The organism is Shewanella rhizosphaerae, from assembly GCF_019457655.1.
In the GTDB taxonomy this organism is placed as follows: Bacteria; Pseudomonadota; Gammaproteobacteria; order Enterobacterales; family Shewanellaceae; genus Shewanella; species Shewanella loihica.
This window is the reverse complement of sequence record NZ_CP080420.1, coordinates 2,069,027-2,084,102: the sequence shown is the minus strand read 5'-3', so window position 1 is coordinate 2,084,102 and position 15,076 is coordinate 2,069,027. Positions and strand designations below refer to the sequence as shown.

The following is a 15,076-nucleotide window of genomic DNA, read 5'->3' as shown; positions in this document are numbered from 1 at the left end:
CGCTTTTGACTGCCCTTAGGCGTTCGCTTCGAGGAAGTCCTGCGCGAAGCGCTGCAACACACCGCCTGCCTGATAGACAAGTACCTCATCGGCGGTATCCAGACGACAGGTCACAGGCACCTCGACACGCTCGCCATTTTGACGGGTGATCACCAGCGTCAGATCTGCCCTAGGTGTCGGCGAGCCAATCACATCGAAGGTCTCACTACCGTCGATGCCATAGGTATGACGGTTTTCACCGGCCTTGAACTCCAGCGGTAGTACACCCATGCCGACCAGGTTAGTACGGTGAATACGCTCGAAGCCTTCGGCGACAATCGCCTCAACCCCTGCCAGTCTCACCCCTTTGGCCGCCCAGTCGCGGGACGACCCCTGACCATAGTCGGCGCCGGCGATGATGATCAGCGGCTGCTTGCGATCCATATAGGTCTCGATCGCCTCCCACATACGCATCACCTCACCTTCTGGCTCTAGGCGCGTCAGTGAGCCTTGCTTGACTTCACCGTCCACCAACGCCATCTCATTGATCAGCTTAGGGTTAGCAAAGGTCGCGCGCTGGGCCGTCAGATGGTCACCCCTATGGGTCGCGTAGGAGTTAAAGTCCACCTCGGGTAGGCCCATCTTCGCCAGGTATTCGCCGGCGGCGCTGCTAGCCAAGATGGCGTTTGAAGGCGAGAGATGATCTGTGGTGATGTTATCCCCAAGTACCGCCAGCGGACGCATGCCCTTTAGAGTACGCTCACCGGCAAGCGCGCCTTCCCAGTAAGGAGGACGACGGATATAGGTACTCTGTGGACGCCAGTCATACAGAGGGTTCACATCCTCACCATAGTCAACCGCGAGGTCGAACATAGGGGTGTAGATATCCCTAAACTGCTGCGGCTTAACGCTCGCCTTGACGATTGCATCGATCTCTTCATCGCTCGGCCAGATATCCTTGAGGCGAATCGGCTCACCCTTGTCATCATGACCTAAGATATCTTTCTCGATATCGAATCTGATGGTACCCGCGATGGCATAGGCCACCACCAATGGGGGCGATGCCAGAAATGCCTGCTTGGCATAGGGGTGGATACGACCGTCGAAATTACGGTTACCCGACAATACGGCGGTAGCGTACAAGTCTCTGTCGATCACTTCTTGCTGGATCACAGGGTCAAGTGCCCCGCTCATGCCGTTACAGGTGGTGCAGGCAAAACCTACGATACCAAAGCCTAGTTGCTCAAGCTCAGGCAGAAGCCCCGCATCTTTCAGGTAAAGCTCGGCCACCTTAGAGCCTGGCGCGAAAGAGGTTTTCACCCAGGGCTTACGCACTAAGCCAAGCTCATTGGCCTTCTTGGCCAGCAAGCCCGCTGCTATTACGTTTCTTGGGTTACTTGTGTTGGTACAGCTGGTGATGGCGGCGATGATCACCGCGCCATCTGGCATCAGCTTGTCGTCCTGCTCGACCACGCCGGCGATGCCTTGACTGGCCAGCTCGCTGGTCGCTACGCGGCGATGCGGGTTAGAAGGACCGGCGATGTTACGCACGACGCTCGAGAGATCGAAGGTCAGTACCCTTTCATACTCAGCATCTTTCAGGCTATCGGCCCACAGACCCGTGGTCTTGGCGTAGTTTTCCACCAGCTTGACCTGCTCGCTGTCGCGACCCGTGATGGTGAGATAGTCGATGGTTTGCTGATCGATATAGAACATACCCGCCGAGGCGCCAAATTCAGGCGTCATGTTGGAGATGGTGGCGCGATCCCCAAGGGTGAGATCCGCAGCCCCTTCACCGAAGAACTCAAGATAGGCCGAAACCACCTTCTCTTGGCGTAAAAACTCGGTTAGTGCCAGCACGATATCCGTGGCCGTGATGCCGCTCTGACGCTTACCCGTCAGCTCAACACCGACGATGTCCGGCAGACGCATATAGGATGGGCGACCCAGCATGACGTTCTCGGCTTCGAGACCGCCCACGCCTATGGCGATAACCCCAAGGGCATCCACGTGTGGCGTATGGCTGTCGGTACCCACCAGCGTATCGGGGAAGGCCACGCCGTCACGAGCCTGGATCACCGGCGACATCTTCTCCAGGTTGATCTGATGCATGATGCCGTTGCCGGGCTGGATCACATCGACATTCTTAAAGGCTGTCTTGGTCCAGTTGATGAAGTGGAATCTGTCTTCGTTACGGCGATCTTCAATCGCGCGGTTCTTCTCGAAGGCATCTTTTTCAAAGCCCGCATGTTCAACCGCCAGCGAGTGATCCACGATCAGCTGAGTCGGCACCACAGGGTTAACCTTGGCCGGATCCCCGCCCTTCTCGGCGATGGCATCACGCAGACCAGCCAGGTCTACCAGTGCCGTCTGGCCGAGAATATCGTGGCACACGACGCGCGCCGGATACCAGGGGAAGTCGAGATCGCGCTTCCGCTCGATGAGCTGACTCAGGGCGTCGTTAAGCAGTTCGGGCTCGCAGCGTCTTACCAGGTTTTCTGCCAGCACCTTAGCGGTATAGGGCAGTTTGTCATAGGCGCCTGCGCTTAAGGCCTCGACGGCGGCGCGGGTATCAAAGTAATCGAGCGCGCTGCCGGGAAGCGGTTTACGATGTAAAGAGTTCATAAAATTATCCAAACGATTTAAGAGTTGAAGCAAGCAAACCAAAACAGCCCCTGAGCCTTGAAAGGCAGAGGGGCTGGTATCTAGGCTTATCTTTCGTTGATTGGCACCACTTTACGCGGCGCAGAGCCAATATAGTCGGCACTTGGTCTGATGATGCGGTTGTTGGCGCGCTGCTCCATCACGTGGGCCGCCCAGCCTGTAAGGCGCGAGCAGACGAAGATAGGGGTGAACAACTTAGTTGGGATCCCCATGAAGTGATAGGCTGACGCATGGAAGAAATCCGCGTTACAGAACAGCTTCTTGGTGTCCCACATATACTCTTCACAGGCCACAGAGATATCGTAGAGTGAGGTGTCGCCAAACTCTTTCGCCAGCTTCTCAGACCAGGCCTTGATGATCACGTTGCGCGGATCCGACTCACGGTAGATGGCGTGACCAAAGCCCATGATCTTCTCTTTACGCTCCAGCATGCCAGCCATCTGCACCTTGGCATCTTCTGGCGAGCTGAACTTTTGGATCATCTCCATCGCCGCCTCGTTGGCACCGCCATGCAGTGGGCCGCGCAGCGAACCGATAGCGCCAGTGATACAAGAGAACATGTCAGACAGGGTCGATGCACAGACGCGCGCGGTGAAGGTCGAGGCGTTGAATTCATGCTCTGCATAGAGGATCAGCGACACGTCCATCACGCGGCGATGTTGATCCGATGGCGTCTTGCCATTTAGCAGCTTAAGGAAGTGGCCGCCTAACGAGTCTTCATCGGTCACGCAGTCGATCTCGACGCCGTCATGGCTGAAACGGTACCAGTAGCACATGATGGCAGGAAACGCCGCTAGCAGACGGTTGGCCGCCTTGTTTTGCTGGCTGAAATCTATCTCAGGCTCAAGGTTACCCAGGAAAGAGCAGCCGGTGCGCATCACATCCATAGGATGGGCATCGGCAGGGATGCGCTGCAGCACCTCTTTGAGGGTCTGTGGCAGGTCGCGCATCGACATCAGCTCGCTCTTGTAGGCATCCAGCTGCGCCGCATTTGGCAACTCGCCATTAAATAGCAGGTAAGCAACCTCTTCGAAGGTGGCATTATCCGCAAGATCCGACACATCATAGCCACAATAGGTTAAACCTGAGCCTGATTTGCCCACTGTACATAACGCCGTTTCGCCAGCACTCTGTCCACGTAGTCCGGCGCCGCCTAATTTTTTATCTACCATAACGTCTTCCTATTATATTTTTGTCTATCCCTAGTACTGCATCATCTAGGTTGTAGGGGGTATGCTGTCAATCTGGCCCGCCCTTGGCGAGCCAAGCTGTGTTACTTGTTCTTACCTTCGGCAAACAGGCTGTCGAGCTTCTGCTCGTAGGCGTGGTAACCAAGATAGTCATAGAGCTCCATGCGGGTCTGCATGGTATCGAGTACCGCCTTCTGGTCGCCGTCGCGCAGAATGGTTTGATATACATTCTCTGCCGCCTTGTTCATGGCTCTGAAGGCACTCAATGGATAGAGCACCATGGCCGCGCCCCACTGACCCAGCTGCTCGCGATTCCACAACTCCGTCTGACCAAATTCTGTGATGTTGGCCAGAATAGGCACATCTAGGGCTTCGGCAAAAGCACGGTAATGCTCTTCTGTCTTCACTGCCTCGGCGAAGATACCATCGGCGCCAGCAGCCACATAGGCCTTGGCACGTTCGATGGCCGCTTCCAATCCTTCCTGAGCGAAGGCATCGGTACGGGCCATGATGAAGAAGTCTGGGTCTGTGCGCGCATCGACCGCCGCCTTGATACGATCTACCATCTCCTCAACAGAGACGATCTCCTTGTTAGGACGGTGACCACAACGCTTCTGAGCGACCTGGTCTTCCATGTGCACGGCCGCGGCGCCCGCCTTTTCCATGTCCTTGATGGTCTTGGCGATGTTAAATGCCCCGCCCCAACCTGTATCTATATCCACCAGCAGCGGCAGATCACAGGCGGAGGTGATGCGCTGCACGTCGACGATCACATCGTTTAGCGAGGTCATCCCAAGATCCGGCAGACCATAAGAGGCGTTGGCTACCCCGCCACCTGAGAGATAGATCGCCTTGTGACCGATCTGCTTGGCCATCATGGCCGTGTAGGCGTTAATGGTACCGACGATCTGCAATGGCTTGTTGTCGGCCAAGGCCTGACGGAATTTCTTTCCTGCGCTCATGCTCGCTTCCTCTTATGACTGAATTGATGAGAGTTTGTTTCTGATGTTGTTTCTTGAATAGGTGATATGTCTACGCATTAGCATCTCGGCCAGCTCCTGATCGCGATTGGCGATCGCCTGCACTATATGCCTGTGTTCGTCATAGGCTGTGGTGACTCTAGGCCCCGCCATGCCAAGCTGAACGCGGTACATACGCACCAGATGATAGATGCCGTCGAACAACATAGAGATAAGGTGCTTATTCTTGCTGCCCAATATGATGCGGTAATGAAAGTCCACATCGCCGGCCTCCTGGTAATAGGATTCACCCTGTTTGACGTCTTGAAAATGGCTGATCAGCAGGGCTTCGAGCTCCGCTATCTCTTCATCGCTCATGTTCTTCGCCGCCAGACGTGCGGCCATACCTTCGAGAGACTCACGGATCTCATACAGGGCCAGCAGCCCCTCTTCACTGAGCGCCACCACTCTGGCGCCCACGTTGGCACGACGCTCGACGATATGACAAGACTCGAGACGATTGATCGCCTCGCGGATCACTGCTCGGCTGACACCATAAGTTGTCGACAATTCTGTCTCACTTAGCTTAGCACCCGCAGCAATTACCCCTTCGACAATGTCTTGCCTGAGTTGATAAAAGGTTTTATCTGCCGTTGTCACGGGGGTTTGGCTGTATCGGGTCATGATGAATGTGATCGCCGTCAAACAATTAGTTGTCGACAATATAGCCTTCACAATCGACTTTCTCAAGCTAAAACCGGAAAATTGTCGACAAAAAGAGGTCTGTTTCGACTAAAGTCTTAATGCCTTGCATTTGAACGATTGACAAAACCCAACGAGAAAGCGGTCATTAAACAGGCAATTCGATTTGAATAAAGAGGGCTAATCGCTCTTATGAATCGGGCCGTTAATGCCTAGAAGATGTGACTTAGTGGTCAGTTCAAAGAGCAACTAAAAATGCTACCTGAACAACCTGATTGTCGACAAAATGTTTTATGAGAGGAAGTCATTAACCTCTATGGGAGTCGAATTCCAAGCTAAGCCTACATATTCTTCAGCACATAGGTCCACACATACGCCCACACTTACACCCACAAGAATGCGGACAGATAAACAGCCACATTTGACTATACGAAATTGAAACTCGCGCAAAACTATCGTGAAACTAGGTCAAAACTAACGCGAAAGTAAGTCGAGCCATCACCAAACTGTGCTAACATCAGTCCATGTTTCAATAATTCACCCCAGAAATGATCGCACATTCCATCGACGCTGCCGCTTTATCGCCCCAATTTAACTTACCTAAGGTTGACCAACTTAAGCCTAACTTACACAGTCGACTGCTTGGCCAGGAACGCACACTTGATGCCTTCAACCTATTAGCTAAGGCCTGCGGCCAGCATATGTATCTGGCCGATCAGAGTGGTATCGATAGACTCGCCCTCATTTCAGCCCTGGTCGACTATCAGGGACACAGACCGACCCACTATCTTAACCGACTGGCACCAGACGCCAGCCTGGCATGGCAGACCGAGGCGGGTGATGAGTGCCAATGCAGCGCGAGTAAACCCTATCGCTATCTGAGCGGCGCCATTAAACGCCGGGATCTCATAGGTCATCTCGATGCCCACAATCCTAATGTCTATCATCCGGGCGCCATGGCCGACTGTGATTACCTGTTTATCTGCGCCGAGTCGCTGTGGAAACGCGAAGCCCTGTGGGAACTGGTAATGGAAGCCGCCCATCGCGGTGAATACCAGCTGCACTCTGGCTGGCCAGCAATTCCCCTGCACAGCAAGATCATCCTGGTAGGCAGTAGCACCTTATATAGCGTCAGCTATCTGGAAGAGCGTAACTTTCCCGCGGCCTTTCCCCTACTGGGTGAGTTAGTGGATGAAATAGATCTCAACGAATTTAGCGAACTCGACTATGGCAACTATTTAGTTGAACTGGCAGAAGCCAACCAGCTCACGCTGGAACAGTCGGCGCTGGCGCCTTTGTTTAATTACAGTGCCCGCTTGGCAGAGCATCAGCGCCACCTGAGTCTTGAGACGCTGGGGATCAGTCAGCTCATGGTACAGGCAGCCCTTTACGGCAAGAGCAAGCAACTTACCGGCGAGAACATTGCCCTCGCCCTCGCCCGCCATCAGACGCGCCACAACGCTTCTCAGAGCCTGTCAGCCCAGAGCTTCGATGACAACTTCATCAACCTGCCAACCCAAGGTGCCATGATAGGCCAGATCAACGGCCTAACCGTATTGGATGCCGCCGAATACACCTATGGTGAGCCGGCGAGGATCACTGCCGCCGTGCACTATGGCGACGGCGAAGTGGCCGATATCGAACGTAAATCGGAACTTGGCGGCAACATACACGCCAAGGGCCTGATGATCCTCACCTCTTGCCTCTACCGTATCTTCGGTAAGGATGCGCCGCTGCATCTTAATGCCAACATAGTATTCGAACAGTCATACCAGGAGATCGATGGCGACAGCGCGTCACTGGCAGAGTACTGCGCTCTGATGTCGGCCATTGCCGAGCAGCCAATAGAGCAAGGTATCGCCGCCACCGGCGCCATAGACCAGTTTGGTCAGGTACAGGCCATTGGCGGTGTTAACGAGAAGATCGAAGGCTTCTTCGACCTCTGTCAACGTAGAGGACTCACGGGTACCCAGGGGGTGATCATCCCAGCCTCTAACGTGCAGCAACTCAACCTGGCTCCAGCCGTGATAGCCGCCGTCAAGGCAAAAGAGTTTCACCTGTACCAGGTCGAGCATACAGATCAAGCAGTAGCCATCTTGATGAACAAACCCGCAGGCAGCCGAGATGATAATGGCCAGTTCCCCGAGGAAAGCCTATATGGCATGGTACAGGCGCGATTAGAAGGACTCGCCGGTTATCCCGATGAAGAGCGATCTTTTTTTGCCAACTTGCTCCATAAACTGAAACTTTCTAGCTGATCGGAGTTGTTTGGCGTACACGTGTTAGCTAACCTTGGCGACTCAAATTGCTAGAGTGAAGTTAACAATGAATAAAGCAAACAGTTTCAGTAAAGAAGAATTAGTCGCCTGCGGGCACGGTAACCTATTTGGCGCCAACTCGCCTCGCCTACCTATCGACAACATGTTGATGATAGACCGCATCACTAAGATCAACGATGACGGCGGTGAGTTTGGTAAGGGTGAAATTGTTGCTGAGCTGGATATCGATCCATCACTCTGGTTCTTCGGCTGTCACTTCGAGAAAGATCCTGTGATGCCTGGTTGTCTGGGCCTAGACGCCATGTGGCAGCTGGTCGGTTTCTTCCTCGGCTGGGAAGGCGCCGAAGGTAAGGGTCGCGCGCTGGGCGTTGGTGAAGTGAAATTTACCGGCCAGGTGCTACCCGATGCGAAGAAGGTTACCTACAAGCTGACCATCAAGCGTAAGGTCTACAGAAAGCTGGTGATGGGTATTGCCGATGCGGTAATGGAAGTCGATGGACGTGAGATTTATTCGGCGACGGATTTAAAAGTCGGTATCTTTACCGATACCTCTAGCTTCTAAGCGATTTTTGCTAGCTCATTTATGAAAATGCCCTCTTAACAGAGGGCAAACAGCTAAATCACTTGTTGAACAGGCCGCTGAGACGGCCATCGACGCCTTCGCGCCACCCTCCGAGCCAGTGTGATTTAGAGTCTAAAGTAGAATAAGGACAGTTATCCTTCGAGCGGCCACCTATCCCGGCCTGGAATCCCTTTGAAAAAGCTCTATCGAGACGATCTCTTTTTTGTCTTTTCATGCAAGCATCCTCTGTTCTCAAATCCTAAAGGCCGAAGCCTCATCCATAGAAATAGAACTTTTTCATCACGAGATCAATCAAAAATTCGCCTTTCGATAGGGTTATTTTTTAAACGCATGAGTTCCTTATTAATAAAAAATCGGGGCATTGGCCCCGATTTTTAGTTCGATAAGTTCTAACAACCCTTAGGCCTGAACACGACGTCTCAACCAAACCAATGGCAGCAGGAACAACCAGGCAAAACTGGCGGCGCCTTTACGCTCATATTTACCATTGCCCGAGTTATCTGTCTCTTCCACTTCACAGGCCGTACCCGATGTGGTCGGCTTTAGCACCACCATACGTGGCAGATAGGCGGTTACCGGCTGACCATTGGCATTGAGTGAGAATAATGGCTTACCGTTCTCACCAATTATTAGATTACCCTTCTCATCATACTGATAAGAAGGCTTACGAATGAAGGCGGTGCCCACTATGGTGCCATCATCGTTAATGCTGTTGGCTTCTACGATACGGATCTCGCTATCATAGTAAAGGGTCTTGCCATCACCATCGACCACCTCGACCTGGTTACGGGTCCACTTGCCGGCATCGTCTTTAACATATCCCTTAGACTCACACACCAGGAGATCGTCGATAACGTTAAACTCGTCACTCGCCTTATCATACAGGAAGGCACCCTTCATACGTGGCTTCTCTTTCTCGCTGGTGACCTCGACGAAACCCACAACCTGATCTTTGTTGTTGATATCACGTGGACGCGAGCTGCGATCAGACATCACCTCATAAAAATCATTCGGCGTCACGAAGGTTGGATCTTCGGCGTTGGTATCCAGATAGAAGAACTTGTCACGCAGGTAGCCTTCGATGTAGCGGCGGTAGCTGCCCACCAGAATGCCATTGTCGTTGATGTCATAGGCAACAGATGACAGCTGATCGTTAGTCATCTTCACCCAGTGATATTGGTAATCACCTTGAGCATCTTTCTTCCAATAGGCGGCATCGAACGCCAGCTTATCCTTGTTATCGTTACGATATACATGAGAGCGACCAGCAATCACACCCTCACTGTTCAAACCAATCCCCTGAGCGGTGAACACACTGTCTGAAGTCGACTCAAGTCCCAGCGGTAACTCGGTCGGCGTCACGTCCGTACCATCGAACTGCCACACAAAGGCACGTGTCTGATAAAGAATACGGCGCGCATTGTTGCTATCTGGATATTGATCCCTCTGCACACAGACATCGATTGGATAGGTCTCACCGCTAATACAGTTATCGACACGGGTTTGGCTCGTCTTGGCCAGTTCTGTGGTCGCATAGCCTGTGATCAGGTTATTGTCATTGATGGCCGCCGCCACAGAGACACCGCCTACAACTACATCGGTATCGTCTTTACTGTAAACGGTATAAGGTGGTACCAAGGCAATATCTGTCCCTTCTGCAGTCTTGAGGAAGCCACGCTCCTCAAATTCACGGTAGTACCAATATTCCTGATCTTGGTTACTGTCGTTGCGCTCGCCGGTAAACTCGGTTTTCTGCTCAGGCGCGGTATAGGTACCTACCTTGATCCCATTATTGTTAATGCCATAGTAATAGGCATTGATCGAGTTAATGGTCTCCGGCTGGTCTTCATCGGTATCTTTCGGATGAGTAGTGCCGAAAACCGAATCGAAGGTTGGGATCCAGCTACCGCTCGCACCATTGCCATCGGCGGAAAAGGTAAAGTTATTAGCAATGATGGGCGCGTTAATGGAGTAAGACACTAGTTGCTCAGGCGGAATACCATCTTCGATATCGATGGCGCCACCAGTCTCGTCGTCAACCTCGAGCTTCTTCTTACCCTTAGAGATCCCCACCATCTTATCTTGCTGATTAACAAACATGCCGTAGCCGTTGATGGTCGACTCTAAGGTACCATTAAGATCATAGTCTTGAATATTCTGGATCTCATAGACAGGTGCAGCGTGAGCCGTCTGCAGCGCGGTGATCACTCCGGCGGCGACTAAAGAGATGGCTCTATCAAACTTCAACTTCATGTACTTTTCCTATTATTCTATCGTCTATTTGAGGGCTTCTAGCTCTTCCCAACGTTCGAAACACACTTCTAATTCCTGTTCCAGCTCTGCCAATTCATTTAATCGGCTACTGACCAGATCTTGTGCTTGAGTATAAAAATCGGGCTCATTGATAACTGCCTGCAAGCTTTCGATCTCAGCTTCGAGTTGCTCCATCTTGGCAGGCAAGGCATCGAGTTCTCTCTGTAATTTATAAGAAAGTTTCTTCTCTGCTTTAGCGGCCGCCTTGGTTTCGCGCTTAACAGGTTCGGCAACCTTGGGTTGGACAGCGTCCTTGGCAACTGGTTCCTCAGAATAAAATTTTGCCCCCTGTGACACGGCATCTTGATAACCGCCGACATATTCACTCCAGCCGCCGTTACCGGTAAACCACCAGGAGCTGGTAACCGTGTTATCGATAAAGGCACGATCGTGACTCACCAATAGCAAGGTGCCTTGATAATCGGTCAACAGCGACTCTAGCAACTCTAAGGTCTCGATATCAAGATCGTTTGTCGGTTCATCGAGAATGATCAGGTTTGCTGGCCTTAGCAGCAGACGCGCCAGCAACAATCTATTCTTCTCACCACCGGAAAGTGCCTTCACAGGCGTACGGGCGCGCATGGGTGAAAACAGAAAGTCCTGCAGGTAGCTTAAGATATGCCTGTCCTGACCATTGATGGTCACCGTCTTCTTGCCTTCACCTACGTTGTCTTCAACGGTTTTTTCCGGATCAAGCGCCTCACGATACTGGTCAAAATAGGCCACTTCTAACTTAGTGCCCACCTTCACCTCGCCGGACTGAGGCGCAAGCTGACCAATCAACAGCTTGATCAGGGTCGACTTACCACAGCCGTTAGGGCCAATAAGGGCGATACGGTCGCCGCGCATCACAGAGGTGGTGAAATTCTTCACCAGGTTCTTATCTGGCAGGTTGTAGTTGAGATCTTTGATATCAAATACCAGCTTACCCGAGCGCTCGGTATCGGCCACGGCCATCTTGGCACCACCCTGACGATTGATACGCTCCATACGCTCCATACGCAGCGCTTTAAGCGCGCGCACGCGGCCTTCGTTACGGGTACGGCGCGCCTTGATCCCTTGGCGGATCCAGGCCTCCTCTTCGGCCAGCTTCTTATCGAACTGAGCGTTCTTCTCCTCTTCAACCCTGAGCCATTCTGCCTTGCCGTCTAGGTAAGTCTGGTAATCACCGGGCCAGGAGGTCACCACACCCCGGTCGAGATCCACGATACGGGTCGCCATGCGCTGAATGAAGCCGCGGTCGTGACTAATAAAGACGATGGCGCCACGATAGTTAAGCAAAAACTCTTCCAGCCATTCGATAGTGTCGATATCCAGGTGGTTGGTCGGCTCGTCGAGCAGCAGCAGATCAGGCTCGCTCACCAAAGCGCGCGCCAGGGCCACCTTACGCTGCCAGCCGCCAGACAGGCTAGCCAGGCTCGCATCGGCGTCCAATCCCAGAAGTTCACAGGTCTGATTGATGCGGGTATCGAGCTGCCAGCCGTTGAGATGATCGAGATCCGATTGAAGACGTTCCATCTGCTTAAGCAGGCGCTCCATCTCCTTGGCGTCAACGTGGGCAACATCGTGAGACAGCTGATGATAACGCTCAAGCTTCTCGCCCACCTCCTGCAAACCAGCCGAAATATAGGCGTAAACCGTGCCCTGCTCCGCCTTGGGTGGGTCCTGTTGCAGGCGGCTGACCTTAACATCTGTGGCGATGTTAAACTCGCCATCGTCCAGTAACACCTCACCGCCAATCACCTTCATCAGGCTCGATTTACCGGCGCCATTACGGCCCACGATACAGACGCGCTCGCCCGGCTCTATGGTAAAGTCGGCGTTTTGCAATAAGGGGGTGTAGCCATAGGCCAATGAGCCGTTATTAATACGAACCAGACTCAATTTATGCTCCTGTAAATTGTTGCAACTGCTCGCTGTCGAAAGGCCAGCCTAACTCGGCGTCATCGGCCCTACGCAGCAGCACTGGGATACGCACGCCATAGCGCTGCGCCAGTTGCTCGTCATCGCAGATATCCTGCAAGACAAAATCGATATTCAGCGCCGTGATAAGCGCCTGGGCCTGCTCACACAGGTGGCAGGCATCGGTATGAAAAAGAATATAGCCGCTGGTCTTAGGCATGCTGAATCAACCAGGTATTATGAATATGCGGATTACGCTTGTAATCCAGTGGCAGCGTCTGCTTATCCAGGTTAGTGATCGACAAACCAAGGGCACTGAGCGCCTCGCTATCCATCTTAAATTTACGCTTGTTGTTGGAGAACAGTATCTCCCCGCCCGGACGCAGCAGCTTCACCAGCGCGCTCAACAGCTTGACGTGGTCGCGCTGCACATCGAAAGAATCTTCCATCCGCTTAGAGTTAGAAAAGGTCGGTGGATCGATGAAGATCAGATCATACTGCTGGTCACAATCATCTATCCACTGCAGGCAATCGCCCTGAATAAACTGATACTGCTTGCCTTTAAGGCCATTCAACTCGAAGTTGTCCTGCGCCCAGTTGAGATAGGTGTTAGACATATCGACCGTAGTCACCGACTTGGCTCCGCCCAGTGCGGCGTGCACCGAGGCGCTGCCGGTATAGGCAAACAGGTTAAGCACGTCTCTGTCTTTCGACTTCTCGCCCACTAGCTTACGGGTCAATCTGTGATCTAAGAAGAGACCCGTATCCAGGTAGTCCTTCAAGTTGAGCTTAAACTTGGCGCCGTACTCTGTGGTGACCAGCTCGAGCTTAGTGGCATCCAACTTCTGATATTGGTTGGTGCCCTTCTGACGCTCACGGGTCTTGAGAATAATCTTATCGGGGTCGACGCCGATGGCCTGCGGCAGCACCAGTAAGACATCGGTCAGACGACGCTTAGTCACCGCCTCGGGAATCGACTTAGGCGCCGAATACTCCTGGATCACCACATGATCCAGATAGATATCTACCGCCACATTGTACTCGGGAATATCGGCGTCGTAGAGGCGATAGCTGTCTATCCCCTCGCGCTGAGCCCATTTGCTTAGCTGCTTATGATTTTTCTTGATACGGTTACTAAATGCCGTGGCGACCTCGCTCACCTCACCGCCCTGGCTCAACACCTGGCTAGGGTCGAGACGACGGGTGCTGTTTGCATGCAGCGTATAGAGGTTAAAGGCACACTCAAGCGCGCCGTTATACATCTTCATCTGCTTGTCGGCTTTCAGCTTAAGGGCCGAGAGGAGTTCGATGTCGCTGTTGAGCACAGCTACCTGCCAGCCACCAAATTCGGCCTTGAGTTTATCACCCAGTTGATAGTAGAGCTGCAACAGCGAAGTGACATTGCCCAGACGCTCACCATAAGGCGGGTTGGTGATCAGATAGCCCTGCTCCACCGACGGCGTCACATTGAGGGCGTTAGATACTGAAAACTCGATAAGCTCTGCAACACCAGCGTTTTGCGCGTTACGCTTTGCCAAAGCGACCAGACGCGAATCGATATCCGATCCATAAAACTTGATCTCACAACGCTTGGTACCGATAGAGGCGCGGGCCTTGGCCTCAGCGAGCAGCTCCTGCCAGTCGGCCTCTTGATGGCGTAGCCAGTGCTCGAAACCGAAACGACGACGCTGCAACGCAGGTGCGATATCGCAGGCCATCATAGCCGCCTCAATTAAAATGGTGCCACTTCCGCAGAAAGGGTCGAGTAGATCTTTCGGCGACTGTTGCCAGCCGCTACGTACCAACATGTTGGCCGCCAGGTTTTCCTTTAGCGGTGCCTCCCCCGTGGTGGAGCGATAACCGCGCTGATGCAGAGCAGGCCCAGAGAAGTTAAGCCCCAGGGTAATTTGGCCACGGCGATAATGAGCATCTATCTTAAAGTCAGCATCGACACGGGCCACATCGGGACGTGGACAGCCATCGTCACGAAAACGGTCGACGACCGCATCTTTTATCTTAAGCGCGCCAAACTGTGAGTTCTTAATAAAGCCACCCACACCATGAAAATCTATGCTGAAGCTGCTCTTATTGGAGAAATGGGTCTGCCAGTCGATGCAGTAGGCCGCATTATAGAGCTGCTCGGGACTCTCACAGGGCCCCTTATAGATCACTAGAATGATACGGCTAGCGAGTCGCGACCATAGGGTTATACGGTAAGCCAGATTAAGGGGCGCAGAGAAATAGACGCCGGCAACGCTTTCCTTTATCTCGGCGGCGCCAAGCTCTGCCAGTTCCAACGACAGGGCGTACTCATAGCCTCTTGGGGCTGCGGCAAAAAAATTCAACATGGATAGATAGACACACTTCAAAAATCAATCCGTCATTATACCTTGTCCTCAGATTAAATGATAAAAAGTTCTGCCAAATGAAGGTTTAAAATTTCCCGGCTTGATCGATAAGGCAGCACATTGACGGATTAATAAACGCTTGACCCGAATTTCGTAA

11 protein-coding genes are annotated in these 15,076 nt (G+C 52.8%); 2 read left to right on the top strand and 9 right to left on the bottom strand.

The window, feature by feature from the left end; all coding sequences use genetic code 11:
• Positions 1 to 15: 15 nt before the first annotated feature.
• The 4 genes from acnD to K0I63_RS09325 form a co-directional block, all read right to left on the bottom strand.
• Positions 16 to 2,604 (bottom strand): Fe/S-dependent 2-methylisocitrate dehydratase AcnD, encoded by a 2,589-nt coding sequence (gene acnD, locus K0I63_RS09340; RefSeq protein ID WP_220083234.1) that lies wholly within the window; start codon positions 2,602 to 2,604, stop codon positions 16 to 18.
• Positions 2,605 to 2,690: 86 nt separating this feature from the next.
• Complete coding sequence (gene prpC, locus K0I63_RS09335; protein ID WP_220083233.1) at positions 2,691 to 3,815, bottom strand: bifunctional 2-methylcitrate synthase/citrate synthase; 1,125 nt, start codon at positions 3,813 to 3,815, stop codon at positions 2,691 to 2,693.
• 101 nt (positions 3,816 to 3,916) lie between these two features.
• The gene (gene prpB / locus K0I63_RS09330; protein ID WP_011865618.1) at positions 3,917 to 4,795 is read right to left on the bottom strand and encodes a methylisocitrate lyase; all 879 of its coding nucleotides are present in this window, start codon (positions 4,793 to 4,795) and stop codon (positions 3,917 to 3,919) included.
• Between the two features lie 12 nt (positions 4,796 to 4,807).
• Positions 4,808 to 5,476: a GntR family transcriptional regulator gene (locus tag K0I63_RS09325; protein ID WP_041511381.1), complete on the bottom strand. Its 669-nt coding sequence runs from the start codon at positions 5,474 to 5,476 to the stop codon at positions 4,808 to 4,810.
• A 566-nt stretch (positions 5,477 to 6,042) separates the two neighbouring features.
• Between K0I63_RS09325 and K0I63_RS09320 the strand changes: the two genes are divergently transcribed.
• Together K0I63_RS09320 and fabA are read left to right on the top strand one after the other, a co-directional pair.
• Entirely contained in the window at positions 6,043 to 7,752 is a 1,710-nt protein-coding gene (locus tag K0I63_RS09320) for a S16 family serine protease (RefSeq protein ID WP_220083232.1), read from the top strand.
• Positions 7,753 to 7,819: 67 nt separating this feature from the next.
• Positions 7,820 to 8,335 carry a bifunctional 3-hydroxydecanoyl-ACP dehydratase/trans-2-decenoyl-ACP isomerase gene (fabA, locus tag K0I63_RS09315; protein WP_220083231.1) on the top strand — a complete coding sequence of 172 codons (516 nt, stop codon included), beginning with the start codon at positions 7,820 to 7,822 and terminating at the stop codon, positions 8,333 to 8,335.
• A gap of 58 nt (positions 8,336 to 8,393) precedes the next feature.
• Here fabA and rmf read toward each other — a convergent pair whose 3' ends face one another.
• From rmf to rlmKL, 5 genes are all read right to left on the bottom strand, one after another.
• On the bottom strand, positions 8,394 to 8,570 hold the full coding sequence (rmf, locus tag K0I63_RS09310) for a ribosome modulation factor (protein WP_011865614.1): 177 nt from the start codon (positions 8,568 to 8,570) through the stop codon (positions 8,394 to 8,396).
• A gap of 185 nt (positions 8,571 to 8,755) precedes the next feature.
• A complete protein-coding gene (locus K0I63_RS09305; RefSeq protein WP_220083230.1) occupies positions 8,756 to 10,609 on the bottom strand; it encodes a DUF3466 family protein in 1,854 nt (617 codons plus the stop codon).
• 24 nt (positions 10,610 to 10,633) lie between these two features.
• Entirely contained in the window at positions 10,634 to 12,553 is a 1,920-nt protein-coding gene (locus K0I63_RS09300) for an ABC transporter ATP-binding protein (RefSeq protein WP_220083229.1), read from the bottom strand.
• Between the two features lies 1 nt (position 12,554).
• Entirely contained in the window at positions 12,555 to 12,791 is a 237-nt protein-coding gene (locus tag K0I63_RS09295) for a glutaredoxin family protein (protein ID WP_144199065.1), read from the bottom strand.
• Positions 12,784 to 14,919 carry a bifunctional 23S rRNA (guanine(2069)-N(7))-methyltransferase RlmK/23S rRNA (guanine(2445)-N(2))-methyltransferase RlmL gene (gene rlmKL / locus K0I63_RS09290; protein ID WP_220083228.1) on the bottom strand — a complete coding sequence of 712 codons (2,136 nt, stop codon included), beginning with the start codon at positions 14,917 to 14,919 and terminating at the stop codon, positions 12,784 to 12,786. Before rlmKL ends, K0I63_RS09295 begins: the two co-directional genes overlap by 8 nt.
• Positions 14,920 to 15,076 lie beyond the last annotated feature (157 nt).